General features: G+C 56.9%; 23 protein-coding genes. 19 read left to right on the top strand and 4 right to left on the bottom strand.

The annotated features are described in order from the left end of the window. Positions 1-132 precede the first annotated feature (132 nt). The 6 genes from I6L38_RS07745 (at position 133) to I6L38_RS07720 (ending at position 4,867) form a co-directional block, all read left to right on the top strand. The gene (locus I6L38_RS07745) at positions 133-339 is read left to right on the top strand and encodes a hypothetical protein (protein WP_129503801.1); all 207 of its coding nucleotides are present in this window, start codon (positions 133-135) and stop codon (positions 337-339) included. Next, on the top strand, positions 336-536 hold the full coding sequence (locus I6L38_RS07740; protein ID WP_216989365.1) for a hypothetical protein: 201 nt from the start codon (positions 336-338) through the stop codon (positions 534-536). Before I6L38_RS07745 ends, I6L38_RS07740 begins: the two co-directional genes overlap by 4 nt. After that, positions 514-825 carry a hypothetical protein gene (locus tag I6L38_RS07735; RefSeq protein ID WP_201889344.1) on the top strand — a complete coding sequence of 104 codons (312 nt, stop codon included), beginning with the start codon at positions 514-516 and terminating at the stop codon, positions 823-825. Before I6L38_RS07740 ends, I6L38_RS07735 begins: the two co-directional genes overlap by 23 nt. After that, on the top strand, positions 822-1,079 hold the full coding sequence (locus tag I6L38_RS07730; RefSeq protein WP_019445400.1) for a hypothetical protein: 258 nt from the start codon (positions 822-824) through the stop codon (positions 1,077-1,079). The genes I6L38_RS07735 and I6L38_RS07730 overlap by 4 nt, the downstream gene beginning before the upstream one ends. Continuing rightward, positions 1,076-3,379, top strand: coding sequence for a replication endonuclease (locus I6L38_RS07725; RefSeq protein ID WP_216989364.1), 2,304 nt, complete (start codon positions 1,076-1,078; stop codon positions 3,377-3,379). The genes I6L38_RS07730 and I6L38_RS07725 overlap by 4 nt, the downstream gene beginning before the upstream one ends. Before the next feature lie 591 nt (positions 3,380-3,970). Then, on the top strand, positions 3,971-4,867 hold the full coding sequence (locus I6L38_RS07720) for an RES domain-containing protein (RefSeq protein ID WP_216989363.1): 897 nt from the start codon (positions 3,971-3,973) through the stop codon (positions 4,865-4,867). A 250-nt stretch (positions 4,868-5,117) separates the two neighbouring features. Here I6L38_RS07720 and I6L38_RS07715 read toward each other — a convergent pair whose 3' ends face one another. The 4 genes from I6L38_RS07715 to I6L38_RS07700 all read right to left on the bottom strand — a co-directional run bounded on the left by I6L38_RS07715 (position 5,118) and on the right by I6L38_RS07700 (position 10,136). After that, positions 5,118-5,525, bottom strand: coding sequence for a DUF4113 domain-containing protein (locus tag I6L38_RS07715; protein WP_302055697.1), 408 nt, complete (start codon positions 5,523-5,525; stop codon positions 5,118-5,120). A 107-nt stretch (positions 5,526-5,632) separates the two neighbouring features. Further along, complete coding sequence (locus tag I6L38_RS07710; RefSeq protein WP_236269737.1) at positions 5,633-6,895, bottom strand: acyltransferase; 1,263 nt, start codon at positions 6,893-6,895, stop codon at positions 5,633-5,635. A gap of 470 nt (positions 6,896-7,365) precedes the next feature. Then, complete coding sequence (locus I6L38_RS07705) at positions 7,366-8,370, bottom strand: phage portal protein (protein ID WP_216989362.1); 1,005 nt, start codon at positions 8,368-8,370, stop codon at positions 7,366-7,368. Further along, the gene (locus I6L38_RS07700) at positions 8,370-10,136 is read right to left on the bottom strand and encodes a terminase ATPase subunit family protein (protein WP_058056121.1); all 1,767 of its coding nucleotides are present in this window, start codon (positions 10,134-10,136) and stop codon (positions 8,370-8,372) included. Before I6L38_RS07700 ends, I6L38_RS07705 begins: the two co-directional genes overlap by 1 nt. A 149-nt stretch (positions 10,137-10,285) precedes the next feature. On the opposite strand from I6L38_RS07700, the gene I6L38_RS07695 reads away from it, so the two are divergent. From I6L38_RS07695 to I6L38_RS07640, 13 genes are all read left to right on the top strand, one after another. After that, positions 10,286-11,089 carry a GPO family capsid scaffolding protein gene (locus I6L38_RS07695; protein ID WP_201889349.1) on the top strand — a complete coding sequence of 268 codons (804 nt, stop codon included), beginning with the start codon at positions 10,286-10,288 and terminating at the stop codon, positions 11,087-11,089. A gap of 12 nt (positions 11,090-11,101) precedes the next feature. After that, positions 11,102-12,160, top strand: coding sequence for a phage major capsid protein, P2 family (locus tag I6L38_RS07690; RefSeq protein WP_216988486.1), 1,059 nt, complete (start codon positions 11,102-11,104; stop codon positions 12,158-12,160). A 9-nt stretch (positions 12,161-12,169) separates the two neighbouring features. Continuing rightward, a complete protein-coding gene (gpM, locus tag I6L38_RS07685; protein ID WP_201889351.1) occupies positions 12,170-12,931 on the top strand; it encodes a phage terminase small subunit in 762 nt (253 codons plus the stop codon). Between the two features lie 108 nt (positions 12,932-13,039). Beyond that, a complete protein-coding gene (locus tag I6L38_RS07680) occupies positions 13,040-13,516 on the top strand; it encodes a head completion/stabilization protein (protein ID WP_201889352.1) in 477 nt (158 codons plus the stop codon). Continuing rightward, a complete protein-coding gene (locus I6L38_RS07675) occupies positions 13,516-13,719 on the top strand; it encodes a tail protein X (RefSeq protein ID WP_201889353.1) in 204 nt (67 codons plus the stop codon). Before I6L38_RS07680 ends, I6L38_RS07675 begins: the two co-directional genes overlap by 1 nt. A gap of 28 nt (positions 13,720-13,747) precedes the next feature. Continuing rightward, the gene (locus tag I6L38_RS07670) at positions 13,748-13,978 is read left to right on the top strand and encodes a TraR/DksA C4-type zinc finger protein (protein ID WP_013723872.1); all 231 of its coding nucleotides are present in this window, start codon (positions 13,748-13,750) and stop codon (positions 13,976-13,978) included. 9 nt (positions 13,979-13,987) lie between these two features. Then, the gene (locus I6L38_RS07665) at positions 13,988-14,359 is read left to right on the top strand and encodes a putative holin (RefSeq protein ID WP_071911234.1); all 372 of its coding nucleotides are present in this window, start codon (positions 13,988-13,990) and stop codon (positions 14,357-14,359) included. Further along, entirely contained in the window at positions 14,356-14,697 is a 342-nt protein-coding gene (locus I6L38_RS07660; protein WP_139746580.1) for a phage holin family protein, read from the top strand. The genes I6L38_RS07665 and I6L38_RS07660 overlap by 4 nt, the downstream gene beginning before the upstream one ends. Then, entirely contained in the window at positions 14,694-15,515 is an 822-nt protein-coding gene (locus tag I6L38_RS07655) for an N-acetylmuramidase family protein (RefSeq protein ID WP_216989361.1), read from the top strand. Before I6L38_RS07660 ends, I6L38_RS07655 begins: the two co-directional genes overlap by 4 nt. Then, positions 15,505-15,978 carry an Rz-like lysis system protein LysB gene (lysB, locus tag I6L38_RS22600; RefSeq protein WP_254204194.1) on the top strand — a complete coding sequence of 158 codons (474 nt, stop codon included), beginning with the start codon at positions 15,505-15,507 and terminating at the stop codon, positions 15,976-15,978. Before I6L38_RS07655 ends, lysB begins: the two co-directional genes overlap by 11 nt. After that, complete coding sequence (gene lysC / locus I6L38_RS07650) at positions 15,863-16,111, top strand: Rz1-like lysis system protein LysC (RefSeq protein WP_236269755.1); 249 nt, start codon at positions 15,863-15,865, stop codon at positions 16,109-16,111. Before lysB ends, lysC begins: the two co-directional genes overlap by 116 nt. Then, entirely contained in the window at positions 16,086-16,562 is a 477-nt protein-coding gene (locus tag I6L38_RS07645; protein ID WP_213387159.1) for a phage tail protein, read from the top strand. Before lysC ends, I6L38_RS07645 begins: the two co-directional genes overlap by 26 nt. Further along, positions 16,538-17,173, top strand: coding sequence for a phage virion morphogenesis protein (locus I6L38_RS07640; RefSeq protein WP_213387158.1), 636 nt, complete (start codon positions 16,538-16,540; stop codon positions 17,171-17,173). Before I6L38_RS07645 ends, I6L38_RS07640 begins: the two co-directional genes overlap by 25 nt. Positions 17,174-17,267: the final 94 nt, after the last annotated feature.

The raw sequence follows: 17,267 nt of genomic DNA, 5'->3' as shown, positions 1-17,267 counted from the left end.
ACGGCTGACCGCCAAAGCTCGCCCTGCCTCTTTTACCTATCGGGGGTCAGAGGGCAAATCCCTGTTAGTCCAGGCGCAGCAGTCATTGCGCTGGCACCAGCTGTTTCACCATCTCAATCGGAGGGCCCGCCCATGAGTGACGCCATCAAGATTGCCAACCAAGCACCCAAGGTGATCGAGGGTCTGCTAGCCGAGATGTTTGCCGCACGCGCCGAGGATAACCGCATCGCCCTGGGCGCACTCTACTCGGGGAATGAATACATCCAGGTGCAACTGGTGGTGACCAGCAAGCCTGCGGATCTACTCGATGACGATTTGGTGATGGGGGATGAGGCATGAGCACCACGCTGTTCACCCTGGCCAGCCTGAAAGAGTGGCTGGCCCAGAACGAACCGAAACTGCTGCCGACAGCCCCGCTTTGCTGTGGTGGTGAACTCGGTATCTCGATCCGCATCGAGGCAGGCCATATCGCCATCGATGAGCCGGACTTTCAGGCAATAGATGAGGCATGCGATGAGCAACTTCGAACTGTTTGAGCTGGACGCCCAACAAGAGCAGAGCGAAGCCGGCCCTGCTCATATGCAACCCACCACACCGGTCAGCCAACTGACCACCCACTGGTTTGCCGCCCGCGCCGAGTTTATCGCTGCGGGCAGCGATGCCAGAGGCAACCGGGATCAGGTGGCCGAGCTGCTGGCGCTGGGTGCAATGCGCACCGTCTACTGGTTGGCCGCTGCAAATCTGGAGTTGGCACTAGCCCGGGAAATTGCCGAGTGGTGGGCCGAGTGCGCACCACTGCATGGACAGGGGGAGATCATCAAATGAGCCATGGACTGCAATGGGAGCTCACGCTCCTGCAAGATCGCTGGCAAGCCACCTACCGGGAAGACGAGGCACGGCTGCGCCTTTATCAGCGAGAGCTGGCCCATGCGCGCCGGCTACCTGCCCGCCCCCACGCCAGCATCAAACAGTTGCTGCGCCAATGTGCGGCCGCCCGCCGATTAAAAGAGCATGCCCAAATGAGCGTTCGTGGCTGCCAATCCCACATCAAACAGCTATCCGGTTATCTCTCTGCATGACCAGCAAGACCAAACGCCTGCCGCTGTCGAAAAGAACACTGCGGCAGCGCATCGATACCCTTTGCAACTCTCTGCCCGGCGTCAACTTTGACGCCGCTTTTGCTGGTGACCGCGGCCAGTACGATCTGATCTGGGCCATGCAACTGCTCGATGGCCTCTCCACCGAGTTGACCAAGAACCTGTTCAAGCAGTACATCCGCCGCCGCAAGGATTGCAGCTTTGCCCATTGCCGCTCCGCCAATATCTGGTTGAGGGAGCGAACCAAGTGGGTGCGGATGCAGCTCCAGGCCATCCCGGTCGATCCGAAACAGATGCGCGATGACTCCGGCCGCAAACAGATTGCCCACCAGTTCGCCAACCAGACCGCGGCCATTTACAAGAACATTGAACGAGGCATCAAAGAGGGTGCCGAAGCGGATCTGCTGCAGACCTGGAAGCTGATGCGCCAGCCTGCCGACCAGTGGGGATTTATCGGCGAGCTGCCCAAGTTCAAATCCGACGAGGTGCGGGATAACTGGATCCTGAGCGTGCTGGTGCGTCTGCTCTCTGCCAAGTGGTGGGAGAAGCGCGTCAACCGCTGCTGGGACAGGCTGCAAGAGCACATCAATATCCTGCTCGGCAAGGTACGCAAGGGCGTGTCGGCTTATGTATCGAACGCCACCATGAAGGTGGTGCGCGAACGCAAGCGGGCCATGATGCGCTGGCTGGCCGAGTCGGAAGTGGTCAACGAGCAGTATGACCTGGTCGTGTCGATGAAAGATTGCTGGGAGGCCAGCAACGCCAACCCGGTGAACCGCCGCAACGAAATGATGGTGCGTGCTCGGGGGTTCAATGACTATGCCGAGGAGCAGGGTCATGTGGGGGTCTTCTTCACCTGGACAGCCCCTAGCCGCTTTCATGCCTGGACACAAAAGCACAACGGCAAAGCGGTAGAGAACAAACGCTATCAAGGGGCCACGCCGCGGGAAACCTGCGCCTATCTGGCCAGGCTCTGGAGCCGTGCCCGAGCCGCCCTCAAACGGTGGAACGCCCCCGTTTATGGATTTCGTGTTTGCGAGGCTCACCATGACGGCACCCCGCACTGGCACCTGCTGCTATTTATGCGCCCGGAAGATCGCAACCGGGTGATCGGCATCCTGCAACGCTATGCCCTGACCGATGACCACGAAGAGCTGGTACGGGATATCAAGGGCGCCCCACCCTTTACCGACTTTACTCCCCGCTTTGACTGGAAAGAGATAGACCCGGCCAAGGGGGATGCCGCGGGCTATCTCGCCAAATACATTGCCAAGAACATCGACGGCGCCTACCTGGACGATGACGAAGAGGCTGGCACCGCGGCTGATGAAGGCGCCCTGCATGCCGTGGCCTGGGCCAGTTGGTGGGGCATTCGCACATTCCAGCAGATCGGAGGTGCCCCGGTTGGGGTATGGCGCGAGCTGCGCCGCATCAGCAACGCCAAGAAGAATGCCGATCTGGTAGGCCCACCCAAGCCAGTGCTGCAAGACCCGCGCTTTGAGGCGGCCCGCTTTGCCGCAGATAACGGCATCTTTCGCTGCTACCTGCACGCCATGGGTGGCGCACTGGCGACCCGCGCCGAACATCCCATCAAACTGGCCCACCTTATCGAGGAGCAGGCCAACAGCTATGGCGAAGACATCAAACGCCTGATGGGCATTACCTCCGCTCGCCTTGGCATCAAGACCCGCCTGCAAGGGTGGGAAATTGTGCCCGCCGGCACCCATGAAGCCAGGAAAGCCGCCGAGGCTGCAGCGAGGGGGGTTGGGGTTAAGACGGGCGACAGCCCGGCACCTTGGAGCTCTGACAATAACTGTACGCGGCCGGATCCTGCGGCCTTCGCAGACCAGATCATGAGGGAACAATGGGGGTTATCGCCCTTCTCCATCGACCGATTACGGGCTGGTTCCAGCGTCACGATTGACGGTTACACCCTTTGGCTGGAGAACGGGCAGGTACAGTCGAGCCGCTTGACCCCATCGGGCGGTGACGACCCCTTTATCGAGCAGGAATGGCTGCGTGCCATAGTAGGTGTACCAGAGCCGAACGAACAGCCCGACACGATTCCTCCCGATGATGAGCATTGGCCGACGTTGGTGATGGATTGCTACGAGCTGTTCAACGCCTGCGGATTCGCGGTATGCCAGCTGTGGATCGCAGCGCTGCCCAATCCATATCGGTGTGAGCTATGGCGCGTGCTGGATAAGTTGGACCGGGCCGAGCAACACGACGTGCCAAGCCCATTGTTTGATGAACTGATGAGCGAGGTAGTGTGTGACTGATCTCTTTGCCAGGCTGGAAGCCCTGCAGGGCGAACTGCCCGCCACACGTCATGCCTACAGGCCGTTGACGGCGCCGCAGTTCGAGGTACTGGAGGGTCAGATATACCGGATGGGGCCCCAAATTAACGGCAGCCCGGCATGGCCGCCTGAGAAGCTGCTTGAATGGCTGCAACAGCGACCGCCTCATATCAGAGGGGTGGCCATCGCTATGATGCGCCGGGTATACCGTCTGGAACGGGTGGGGATCCCTCCCCTACCTCAAGCCATTCCAGGCCGCCAGAAAGCCCCCAAGCAGAAGGCTAAACTCCCCCCATCCCAGCCGACACTCCCTCTGCTTTCCGCAGATGGCCGCCCCGTGGGCAAGCACCACCTCCATTCCGGAACCATACACCTAGGTGTGAGTGGGAGCGCCACAACTAAAAGACTTTAACGGAACCCACCCAAATGGTAGGCTATAATGATTTGATTTAATAAAAACAACGTTATTATACATAAGCCATCAATTACATGCTCTATAGATATTACATCTTAAATATAGTATTCATAACATGAAAAATAAGAGTTAAACTCTTCAATGACGAGATCTAAAAGATGACGAACCAAGGCATAAAAAAACTGAAGAGAAACATTGATAGGTTTTATGCAGAGCATAAAAAACTGGATAAAGACCAAGTTACAGAACTACTAAATGACATTGTTTTTTATGATAACAGAACTTATGGCATCGGCATTAAAAACAAAAGCAATTACATTTTTGAAGAACCTAGAATGACAGAGATACCGCTAAAAGCTATCACGCTATTAGCTGGGTCATATATCTTTCGAACAAGAAAAGTCGCTCCTGAAACAATCTCAAAATTACAGTATGGTGATTTTTTTGAGCCCCCTAAAGAATATGTAGTTTCTAAAGGAAGACTAAATAAAGAGCGTCAATCATTGCTCTACTCCAGTGAAAGCTTTTACGCTGCAGTAGATGAAACAAAGATAATTAATGGTGATACATTTATATTATCAGTTTTTCATGTAAAAGAGAACATGGACTTTACTGAAATAGGAGCCACAAGCAAAGACAATACCCTCAGCAAGGGCGATTTATATAGGAGTGCTTTTCTTAATAAAATATTCCGAACCCCTCATGAATATATATATGAAATCAGTGCATTAATCGCTAATAAATTCCTGAACTTAGATAGTCTTGATGGATGGGCATATCCATCAATTGCGTCCCAAGGCCATGAGATGAATTACTGCATTCTACCTTCATCAAAACCTAAATTGTCATTACAAACATCTTATGCTTTTCATAAGGACATAAATGGCTTGAATATAACATGCGGCTTCTTGTTTTTAGATGGTAAATTAGAAAAAATAATATCCCAAAGCGATGCAATAGAGAGTTTTGTGAAACTCCAGTCATCATTTAGAGAAATTAAATTCAATACTGATATAGCACCATTGAAAAAACATCATGTTGTAATGGTGGGATGAGTTTGAAAACGAGTTCCTTGTTAAAGAAAGATATGAGCAGTCTAAACGGCGGCTACGTTATAGTTGCTCATTGGAGGTTCGGGGGCACTATTTCGCCCCAATCCTTTCAGTACCATCTGCCGCCCCTCTGGCGTTAGCGAGCCCATTAAGCTCAACTGGTGGTCTTGGCTGAGGTGCTTAGCGACAAGGAGCTCCCCAGCTGTGGCTACATCCGGTATTGGTGCATTGGCAAAGATAGATATCGAATAACTCACTTAACCACTGGCAGCTCGCCAAGTGCGGTGGTATAGCGGGGGCTTAACTGCTCCCGCTTCATCATCCACTCCCGAGTGTCGCGGCCACGGGCCGCGAAGTAGACCTTCCCCAGCCGCCCCTGGTTGATCTTGTCGATGACCTGCATCAGCGCCTCGCTGCGCGGGGATTGCTGCTGTGCGGCGAACAGGTCGCCCTGCTGCATGTTGGTGGGGGTGAAGTCGGCCAGCATGACGCCCCCTTTCTGGTAACGCTGCTCGTCGCGCCAGATGCGGGGGAGCAGCTCCGGGATCAGGGCCAGCAGCGCCCGGGTGTCATGGGTGGGCATGGCCAGCTTGGTACTCACCTGGTTGCCGTAATAGGGCTCCCGGTCGCTGAACGAGATAGTGAGAATGAACAATGTAATATACCGACAAAAACATACTGCTAGCGCTTAGTCCTAGTAATAAAAGAGCAAGGGGTGCGCTCGCCCCCTTGTTCAGTAGTTATATTATACATAACAGCGTAATGAAATTAATTTGAATTACTGACAGCTACATCGGTACTAACTCTGCCCTCATCTTTTTTGATAAAAAAGTAGCCCGCTAACTTTTTACCAACTCGTTGGGATGGTTTTTCTACTAGCTTATGTAAAACCCAAGATAGAAATATACACCCACTGGTCACAATTAAAAGGGAGACCCAAGCTTTCATGCCAAGATCGAGTAAGATTCTAAGTGCTACATAGCCAGCGACGCCATGAATCACATAGAGTGGATAGCTTATATCTGCAAGAAAATCGAAGAATTTGTTTGACTTGAAAAAATCCTGGTATGTAAATGCAAAAATAAAGGTCAGCAATGCAAATGCATAACTCCACGCCACCGTTATTCCGGCAGCAGCGGGGCCAATGTACCAGTGTAAACAGAAAAGGCAAAAAATCACCCCAATTAATAGATATGCTTTATCTCTTTCAATACGACCACGTTGAACATAGTGAAACACCACACCAATGAACATATAAATAATATATTGTGACACTGTCATGAAAGTCATTGCCAGCTGCCATAACCTTGCGTCCGACTTACCCCAATCAGGAATGTACCTATTAATAACAACCGATGCTATAAAAATAAATATAGGAGCCAAAAACACCATGGTTGATTGCTTTCGAAATAGCACTATCAATAGAGCACAGACAAAATAAAACTTCATTTCAATCTCTAGCGTCCACACTATTCCATCAATGCCTCTTGACCATAAAACATCTCTAACGCCAGGTATGTAATGAATCAATACTTCTTGAACAGTAAACGGCCACTCCCTTGAAAAATAATGGGAGCTAATTAAAATAGCACCCAACGTAATACTAAAACCGACAATATATGTTGGCACAATTCGCAACATTCGATTGATAGTAAAACCTAACCAAGTTGTTTTTTGCAAAGAAAATGGAATTACGAAGCCACTAATGATAAAAAATAACGCTACGCCATATGCCCCCCAATTAAATAATGGAAAAAAATTTAACAATGAAACATAAATAGGAATTGCATGCGTTTCAAAGGGAAGCATTGGAGCATTTGTTAAAACCTCAACAGCTGCACGGCTTGACCAAAAAACGCCATAATAATGTGAAATGACTACAGCTAATGCAGCAAAGCCTCTTAGAGTGTTTGCGAAATCAATCCTATTGCTTCTCTGGTTTTGCATATGGTTGAAGTAGGTAGATAGTGAAACATTCGAAAATAGTAACATGAACTTAAGCACAGTCTTTAACTTTTCGTTGACAACCATATGCTTAGCCCCTCTTTCTTTCGTATGACAAGCATTGCAGCCCCACACGTACCCCCAACCTACAACGCTACTGTCAATAACATTTCAACAGCGAAATTTTTTGAACGATAGTGAAGGATCCGAAAAAGGATCCGTTATCCCCCGCGCAGCCAGTGCTGGCGCGGGGAGCCGATACCCGCCCCCAGTCGTTCACCCGCATGATTTTCAACACATAAAGCGCGCAGGCGAGGCGGGGTCCCGATTGCGCGCACTGGGTGTTGAGGGGCCTTTCGAGGCTGCGCTCATGCTCGCAGGTGCGTGTGAAGGATCTTGGGAATATGGTTGCGAAGGGATGGCTGGCGATAGCCTGTAACGCGACAGGTGGGCTCTGGCTGGATGGGATCCCGGCCAAAACAAAGCCCCCATGCAAGTGGGGGCTTTCTCTTAAACACTCAGGAACGAGGAAATCTATTTGAGATTAGCCAAGGTTTTCAGCTTTTCACTGTCAAATCTGACAGTCGATAAGAAGTGAATCGGATTATCTCCTCCCCTGCCCACTCGTTGAACTGCGCAAAGTTCGCCTTCATGCTGTCGATCTCGTTGACGTCAAACACCTGGGCCGCCTTGGTCACATCCCCAAACCCGCCCGTATTGTTCGGCACCACCCCCATCAGTTGAGGTGGTACCCGATGGGCTGCGAGCTGGTCATCCCGGCTCACCCCCTTGATGGACAGGAAGTCATCCTTGGCCGCAATCTCGGCCACCGGGATCAGCTTCACCGAATCCGCCTTGCCACCCGGGGTGTAGAGCAGCAGGTTGCGAAAGTTGCCCGGCCCCTTGCTGTTTTGCAGCGCCGTCTTGAGCGCGGTGATATCGCCCTCGTTCTGCAGGGCATCGCTGATGTGCAGGATGAACCCCGCATGGCTGCCGTTCTCGTAGTAGCGACGGCGAAACAGGGTGGCCGACTCGTTGAGCAGCGCCGAGTTCAGGCTGGCCACATAGTCGGGGATGCCGTAAATCTCCTGGTTAACGTCCGCCTCCATCACATGCCCAACATCACCGGAGGGCAACTCCACTTCATCCCCTGGCCTTGGCACCCACCAGTAGCGATCCAGGTTGAGAGAGCGACGAGTGTACTTGGCCGGCATCTGGTCATAGCGCAGCGTGCCACCCAGCCGGTTACGTACCCGCTGCAGGTGAGCGTTGCCGAAGATCTCGTAGTCCATCACCAGCCCGGTGAAGGCGGCCAGGCTCAGTTTCGGATGAGGGATGAAACAGCCGCGCAAGATATTGCGCTTCACCTGGATGGCCGAGGCATGATGCACCGCTGCCCGATAGACCCGCGCCAGCCCGTGCAGGCTCAGGGGATGCTCATACCAGCGGCCGTTGTGCATCGACTCGAGGTAATCGAACACCTCCCGCTGGGACAACACCGGGATAGCCTCCCCAAACGTAAACGCCTGCACACCGGCAGGCGAGTTGATCTGCTCACTCATCAGTAAATCTCCATAAAGCCGGAATTGGTGCCGGTCTGCCCCTCAAGGGGCTCGTGTAACAGGGCTTGCATGGTTGCCCAGGCAATATCGGCGTGGCTGGTCTCATCGGAGCGGCTGGCCTCGAAGGTGGGCAGCTTGCCGCTTTGGGTCACGGCGCGCCGAATGCTCATGAACGCCTGAGCCAAGTCGGTCCAGCCGCTGTCGAACTCCAGCCGCCCCTTGTTCATCACATCCTGTGCCTTCATCACCATCCGCATCTTCACGTTGGGGTTGTACTGGATGGCGGTCACCGCCGGGTAAAACTGCTTCACCAGCTGATAAACCCCCTCCCCGATCCCGGTGGTATCGATGCCGATATAGGCGACGTTGTAGCGATCGCAGATGGCGCGAATGGATTTGGCCTGGGCGTCAAAGTCCATCCCCTGCCAGCGGTGGCGCTCCAACACCCGAAACTTACCACCCGGCACCAGTGGCGGGGCCAGCACCGCGCAGCCGGCGCTGTCACCTTTGCCCCCCTTGGCCGGGTCATAGCCGATCCACACAGCCCGGTTGGCCAGCGGCCGCAAGGTGTGGGGCTTGTAGTCCTCCCACACCAGCCAGCTGTCGACCATGCAGCGCTGCAGCGTCGCCAGCGGAAACAGGCTCTCGGTGTCATCCATGAATTCGCACATCAGCAGGTTGCGGTATTCATCCTCGGAATACTCACTGCGCAGCTGATCCAGGTCGAACAGGTTGCAACCGCCGCGCACCGCATCTTCCACGGTGACGATCTGCCGCCATTGCCCATCGGCGCACAGCTTGCCGGCAGACAGGTTGGCGTGGCTCAGGTCAATCTCGACCCGGTCGGCCTTGGCCTTGCCGCGGTTAAAGTTGGCGCCAGACCAGAATCCATAAGCGGGATGAGAAAGGCTGGAGGGGGTGGAGATGTAGGTCTGGCGCCACTTCTTGTGCATCGCCATGCCGGAGGCCACCTTGCGGAACTCCAGAAAGCCGTGGATCCAGAAATACTCGTCCATGTAGATATTGCCGTGATAGCTCTGGGCGGTGCGGGCGTTGGTGCCAAGGAAATAAAGGTGCGCCCCGTTCGGCAGCACCATGGGGTCACCTTTGAGCTCAACCCCCTCCTCCTTGGCGAACTGGATGATGTACTGCTTGAACATGTGGGCCTGCGCCTTGCTGGCTGACAGGAAAATCTGATTGCGCCCGGTCACCAGGGCATCAATGAACGCCTCGAAGGCAAAGAAGTAAGTCGCCCCGATCTGGCGCGACTTGAGCAGGTCGCGGATCCGATACTCCTGTCCTGCCTGATACCAGACCCGCTGGTAATCGAACATGGTCGACTCAAACCGCTCGATGAGCCGTTCTTGCTGCTCGGGCTCCACCACGTTGCGCTCGGGCGCCTTCTTCGGCCCCTTGTTGCGGTTGGCCACCTTGGGGTTGAGGTCGGCCTCGTTGCCGCCGTTGCTGTACTTGTTGACCCGGGCAATACGCTCGAGCTGGCGACCCAGCAGGTCAATCTCCTTGAAGTCACCGCCACTCTTGGTCTCCTTCATCACCAGCTGGATCATGCGCGCCTCGATGGCGCTATCCACCCGGTCTATCGGTTTGATGTCCTCCCAGCCGTCGCGTTTCTTCCAGGTCGAGACGGTACCCTCCGGCGTTTGCAGCAACTCGGCAATGGCGCGCAGCGGGTACCCCTGAAAGAACAGGTACATGGCCTGCCGTCTGGGGTCGAGATGAGGAAAGATGATGGGTGCTGTTGTCATGGCGCCAGTCTACCCAGCCGCTACCACCCCAAACGCCCCACTGCCAGTGTGTAGCGCCACCACACACTGGCCCCAGATTGCACGATCCCGCCGCTCACCCAGACCATAACCGCGACATCACTACCCAATTACCAAAGGGATCTCAGCACATGCCTAAGTCCAAATTCTTCCGTGTTGCGGTTGAGGGGGGCACCACCGACGGTCGCGCCATCACCCGCGAATGGATTGAGCAGATGGCCCAGCGCTACAACCAGGCCACCTACGGCGCACGGGTCAATATGGAGCATATCCGGGGCCTCGACCCCAACGGCTTGTTCAAGATGTACGGCGACATCACCGCCGCCAAGACCGAAGAGGTCACCATCGAAGGGGAACAGCGGCTAGCCCTGTTCGTCCAGATTGACCCGACCCCTGAGCTGATCGCGCTGAACAAGAAGCGCCAGAAGGTCTACACCTCCATCGAGATCCACCCCAACCTGAACGAAAAAGGGGCCTACATGATGGGGCTGGCCGTGACCGACAGTCCGGCGAGCCTTGGCACCGAAATGCTGCAGTTCTGCAGCAAGGCCGCAGTCAACCCGCTGGCCGACCGCAAATACCATCCGGAATGCCTGTTTACCGAAGCCCTCGAAACCGTCATCGAGTTTGAAGATGAGCAAGAGAAAGGCCCGGGCCTGCTGGAACGGATCAGCGCCATTTTCACCAGTCACAAGCAGCAATCGACCGCCGATTTCAGCGAGGTGCATCAGGCCATCGAAGCCGTCGCCAAAGAGGTGACCAGCCTCGATACCGACCTGCAAAACAGGTTCAACGAACTGACGGCCCGGCAAACGGCGACCGCCAACGCCCTGGCCGACCTGACCACCCAGCTCGAGCGCCAGGAAGATTTCAGCCACAAGCGCCAGCCTGCCACCGGTGACGATGGCACCAAGCCAACCAACACCGATTTTTAAGGGACCCCGATAATGCGCAACGATACCCGTCAGCAATTCGAGCAGTACACCAGCCAACTGGCGAGCCTGAATGCCGTCAGCTCGGCCATGGTGCAATTCAGTGTCGAGCCCAGCATCCAGCAAAAGCTGGAAACCAAAATGCAGGAGTCCGTCGACTTCCTCGGCATGATCAACATCGTGCCGGTGGATGAACTCAAAGGGGAAAAGGTCGGCATCGGTATCAATGGCACCATCGCCTCTCGCACCGATACCAGTGGCGGCAAGGCCCGCGTCCCGTTCGACCCGACCGGACTGCAAAACACCAAATACGAGTGCGAAAAGACCAACTACGACACCAGCATCGGTTACGCCAAGCTTGATGCCTGGGCCAAGTTCAAAGACTTCCAGATCCGCATTCGCGATGCCATCGTCAAGCGCCAGGGCCTGGACCGCATCATGATCGGCTGGAACGGCAAACTTGCCGCGAAAGACACCGATCGCGTCCAGTTCCCTATGCTGCAAGACGTCAACATCGGCTGGATTGAGCACACCCGCCATGATGCTCCCGCCCAGGTGATGAGCGAAGGGGATGCGGGCACCGGCCATATCTACATCTACCAGCCCAAGAGTGAAGCCGACACCAAAGAGGGTGATTACGGCAACCTCGACGCCCTGGTGTTCGATCTGGTCAACAGCAAGATCAAACCCTGGTACCAGGACGACACCGATCTGGTGGTGATCTGCGGTCGCAAGCTGCTGGCCGACAAATACTTCCCCATCCTCAACGAGACCCGTGACAACCAGAACAAGCTGGCCGGTCAGGTGCTGGTGAGCCAGAAACAGATTGGCGGTCTGCTGGCGATCCGCGTCCCCTTCGTCCCGGAAGACACCCTGATCGTCACCCGCCTCGACAACCTCTCCATCTACTGGCAGATCGGCGGCCGCCGTCGCCACCTGGAAGAGCAGCCGAGCCTCGACCGCATCGTCAACTGGGAATCCTCCAACGATGCCTACGTGGTCGAGGATTACGACTGCATCGCCGTCGCAGAAAACATCACGCTGTGCGCCAAACCTGCGCCTGCAGGCGGTTAAGGAGCCACGATGACACCTGCACAACGACACACCGCCCGCATCATGGCCGCCCTGCAAGGGGCGGCCAACCCCGAGCAGGATCGCGCCGCCGCCAACCAGTACGAACTCCAGCTGATGCAGCTGGCCGAGCACCGCCGCACCCTCAAGGGCATTCAGAGCCTCGAACGCAAGATTGACGCCAAACGCACCATGCTGGCCACCTACACACCGTGGATTGATGGCCTGCTGGCCGCCGATCGCGGTGGTCAGGATGACGTCATGGTGACCGTGATGCTATGGCACCTCGACACCGGCGATCTGGCAGGCGCCCTGCCGATGGCTGATTACGTGATCCGCCACGGCCTCAATACCCCGGACCAGTACGAACGCACCGCCCCCACCCTCATCGCCGAAGAGGTGGCCGACACCGCCATCAAGCTACAAGAGGCGGGCAATGGCCCGTCCCTACCATTGCTCAGCAGCTACATGAACATGCTGGCTGACTGCGACATCTTCGACCAGGTGCGCGCCAAGTTGCACAAGGCGGTGGGCCGCGCCTGTTATGCCGAAGGGCTCAAGGAGCAAGCGGCCGACCACTACCGCCGCGCCATCGAACTGCACGACAAGGTGGGTATCAAGCGAGAGCTGGAAGATCTGCTGCGCGAGATCAAAAAGGAGAAAGCCACCTCCGGCCAGCCGGCCAACGAACCGGCACAGCAGCCGGGCGCTGAGCCCCAATCCGAATCACAGCCACCCGAACAGCCTGACCCCGCCCCCGGCGAGGCCAGCTAACCGAGCGAACCCCGCACCCTGGGCGGCTCGGGCCTGACGAATGCCAGCGGCATACCAGACGGCCCGACCACCGCCCAACATGCGGCGCCACCTCACATCAGGAGCACCATGAGCACCGGATTTTTAGCCACCAACCCGACACCGGCCGCCACAGAAGAGGGCGACATCACCAGCGCCCCCTTCTGGCCGGCCATCTCGCTTTGCGCGCTGCGCGACACCGTCCGGCTCGATGGCACCGTCACCACCGCCCGCCTCACCCATGCGGTGATCGACGCCATCACCAGCGTCAACCGGGATCTGGCCCAGTGGCGCAGCGCCCGAGAAAGTGAAGGTCACGCCACCCTGGCCGCCGTGCCCACAGAGCCCATCAACGGCGAATCGATATACCTGCACAGCTACCGGCGCGCCGTCTACGCCATGACCCGCGCCAACCTGCTGGAGCGCTACACCGACTACAGCGCCACCGGTGACGGCATCAAAGGGGCCGAAGCCAAAGAGCTAAGTTCGGATGACCTCTACCGCGATGCCCGCTTTGCCATCCGCGACATCATCGGCACCACCCACACCACGGTGGAGCTCATCTGATGCAACTGCGCAGCCTGCAGGGCGACACCCTCGATCTCATCCTGTTTCGTCACTACGGCTACACCGCAGGCATCACCGAGCAGGTGCTCAACCTCAACCCCGATCTGGCAGCGCTCGGCCCCATCCTGCCAACCGGCACCCTCATCAACATGCCAGCGGCCCCCACGCAGGCCGAACAGCCGCTGATCCAGCTATGGGACTGACTGTCATGCGACAAAAGAGAACACCGACATGAGCCGCCTCGACGACGAACTCGAACGACTGGCCAGCATCAGCGAGCAGCAACTCGCTGCCCGCATCCATGCCGCCCGCATCGCGGGCACTGGCCCCCACTACTGCATCGACTGCGACGACCCGATCCCGCAGGAGCGCCGCGAGGCGATCCGGGGTTGCGAGCGCTGCGCCGACTGCCAGACCATCCACGAATTCCAACTCGCCCGCCACTGCGGCAGCAAACGATAGGAGAGCACGATGCCAGAACCGATTTCCTCCAGCGCCGCAACCAGCACCCTCACCGGTCTGGCCTTGCTGTTCACCCTGCCCGGGGTGGATCCCTCCGTCGTACTCGGCGCGCTCACCGGCGCGGTGCTGTTTATCTCGGCCGCCGAAGAGCAGGGGCGCCTGCGCCGGATTGCCCTGTTTGTCGCCTCGTTTATCAGCGGCCTGCTGCTGGCCGGCTTTACCTGCCAACTGCTGGAGGTACTGCTGCCCGCCAGCGTCCAGGTCAGCAATGCGATCGGCTCGCTGATCGCCTCCGCCATGATGGTGCGCCTGCTGCAGCTCATCATGCGCAATCAAGATCGGCTACTTGAAGCCTTGTTTAACAAAAGGGGGCAACCATGATCCCGACGACTCCTACCGGTGTGTTTATCTACACCGCCCTTTACGCCCTGATCTGCGCCGCCATCTTCCTGCGGGTCATGCTGTTTGACCGCAAAGGTGGCGAGTATCGCGCCCTGCCCGCCTGGATGGCGTGGCTGCTCTGCGTGCTGTCAGGCTCCATTCCGCTGCGCTTTCTGTTCGGCGGCATTCCAGTGCCAGATCCGGCAGCCTTCGGGCTCGCTCTCTTCCTGCTGTGCGCCGTGCTCAACACCGGCGGCTCTGTGCACCACCTGCTGCCCCGGGGCAAACCATCCAGCACCGACCATGCCCGGGATATTTACCGGAGGTACCAGCCATGAGCCTGAAAAAAGGGGATACCGGCACCGCCGTGGCAGACCTGCAACGCCGCCTCACCGCCGCCGGTTATCCGGTGGCTGTCGATGGCTGGTTTGGTGAGGCAACCGAGCAGGCGCTGATAGCCTTCCAGCGGGATTACATGATTGCCGCCATCGGTCAGGCGGGCCCGCGTACCCTGGCCGCCCTGCTCGGCAGTGAGCGCGGCAACCAGCTGACCATCAACCACATGCAGGCCGGGGCCGATCTGCTGGCAGTGCCGCTGGCCACCATGGCCACCGTTGCCCAGGTCGAGAGCATCGGCGAAGGCTTCACCCAAGCCATGCGCCCGGTGGTGCTGTTCGAGCGGCATGTGTTCTACCAGCAGCTCACCAAACAACTGGGCAAAGCGGCTGCCGACCAACTGGCCGCCCATTACCCCAACCTGGTCAACCCCAAACGCGGCGGCTATGCGGGCGGCGCAGCCGAGTGGGAGCGGCTGCAACTGGCCATCAGCCTGCATCGGGATGCGGCCATCGAGTCGGCCAGCTGGGGCATGTTCCAGATCATGGGTTACCACTGGCAGCCGCTGGGCTTTACCTCCGCCAGCGACTGGCAGGCGGCCATGCAGCGCAGCGAGGTCGAACACCTCACCGCCCTGTGCCGCTTTATCCAGCAAGACCCCGCCATGCACAAGGCGCTGCAGGGCCGAAAGTGGGCAGATTTCGCCCGCCGCTATAACGGCCCGGCATTTAAGGAGAACGACTACGACACCAAGCTGGCCAAGTGGTTTGCGCACTTCACCAAGGTCTATCAGGTGCAGGAGGTAGCCAATGTGGCGTGAGCTGCTGGGCTCGCCCCTCAGCTGGTTGCTGCTTGCGTTGGCTGTCGCCCTTGGTGGCTGGGGCTGGTCAGCCCGCTCGGCGGCCAAGGCCAAAGGGGACGTCACCACCCTGCAAACCAGTCTCAAGGCAGCCGAAGAGAAAACCAAAGAGGCTGAGCGGCGCGAGCAGCTTAAAGAGACCGCCATCGCCACCCTCACACGGGAACTGACCACCCAGGCACAAGCGGCGCAGCAGCTGCAGGGCCAGCTCGACCAGCTGGCTCAGTCAGCCGCCACCCGCGCCGACACCATCAAGAGGCTTAAACGTGAAAATGCCGAACTCAGAGCTTGGGCTGATCGCCCTCTGCCTGACCCTGTTATCAGGCTGCTCCAGCGCCCCGCCCTCACCGGCGCCGCAGATTATCAGGCTCACCTGTCCAGCCCCGAGCCCCTGCCAGCTGCCGCCGGCGGCACCACGCAATAACGGCGACTTGCTCGACCAGCTGAGCCAGACCGAGGCCGCCTGGGCCAGTTGCGCCGCCAAGGTCGATAGCCTCATCTCCTGCCAGACACGACAACAAGGAAGGGAAGATGGAAAAGCCAAAACAGATCCGTGAGGTGCTGCAAAAGTGCATCCCGCTGCTGCGCCAAAACCCTGACCACATGATGATATTCGTCGACAAGGGCAAGCTGGTTGCCACGGGGGCCAAAAGCCTGTCGTTTGAATACCAGTACGAACTGACCATCATCATTGCCGACTTTGCCCAACATGCGAACACCATCATGGTGCCGCTGCTGGCGTGGGTTCGGCAGTATCAACCGGAACTGATGATGAACCCTGACAAGCGTGAAAATAGCGTCAGGTTCGAAGTCGAGATCCAAAACAACGACACCTGTGACATCGAAATCAAGCTACCGCTCACAGAACGGGTAAGGGTATGGCAAGACGAGCAGGGCCTGCATTATGAGCATCTGCCAGAACCACCCGAAGACCCTTATGACGGCATCACCTGGGAATTGTTTATCAACGGGGAATATCAGCCATGGCCGCCGACATCGACAAGCTAACCCGTTTTGCAGAACGGGCAGAGCTGATCCGGGCCAGACTCTCGGACAGGGAGCTGGCCAAGTTCGCTGACAAGATGGCCAAAGAGATGCGGGAAAGCAACGCCAACCGCATCAAGGCCAACGTCACCCCGGAAGGTGACAAGATGGATCCGCGCAAGTCACAGCGGGGCAACCGCGAAATCAAATTTATCTACACCACCAGTGACAAAGAAGTACGTCACCTCAAAAGCTGGCGTGGCACCCGTAGCTATATCATTGGGTTCGATATCATGCGCGGCGGCATTCGCACCTTCAAACGCTCCCGCATCAAGCGTTTTATCAAGCTCGATACCAGCAAGGGCGACTCCATCAACAAAAACTCACTCAAGCGTAAGATGTTCTCTCGTCTGATCAAATCAAAATGGCTCAAAGCCAAGGGATACCGCGATCGCGCCGAGGTCTCGTTTGCCAGCACCGCCGACAAGGTGGCCAACATTCACCACCACGGCCTGAAAGACAAAGGTAGCAAAGGGCAGGATATCCAGTATCCCAAACGCCACCTGTTAGGAATGGATGAAAAAGATATCGATAGGTTAGAAACAATGCTACTTCATTCGTTACTCTGTGAATAACTGATGAGCAATCTGTCACAATAATCTATCTGCAAATGACTTGTAAACAGTTAAATAATTGCAGCTGTACAACTGTGATCTGAGGTCGATTTTG

The organism is Aeromonas sp. FDAARGOS 1408 (assembly GCF_019048665.1).
GTDB lineage: Bacteria > Pseudomonadota > Gammaproteobacteria > Enterobacterales > Aeromonadaceae > Aeromonas > Aeromonas dhakensis.
This window is presented reverse-complemented; position numbering and strand designations above follow the sequence as displayed.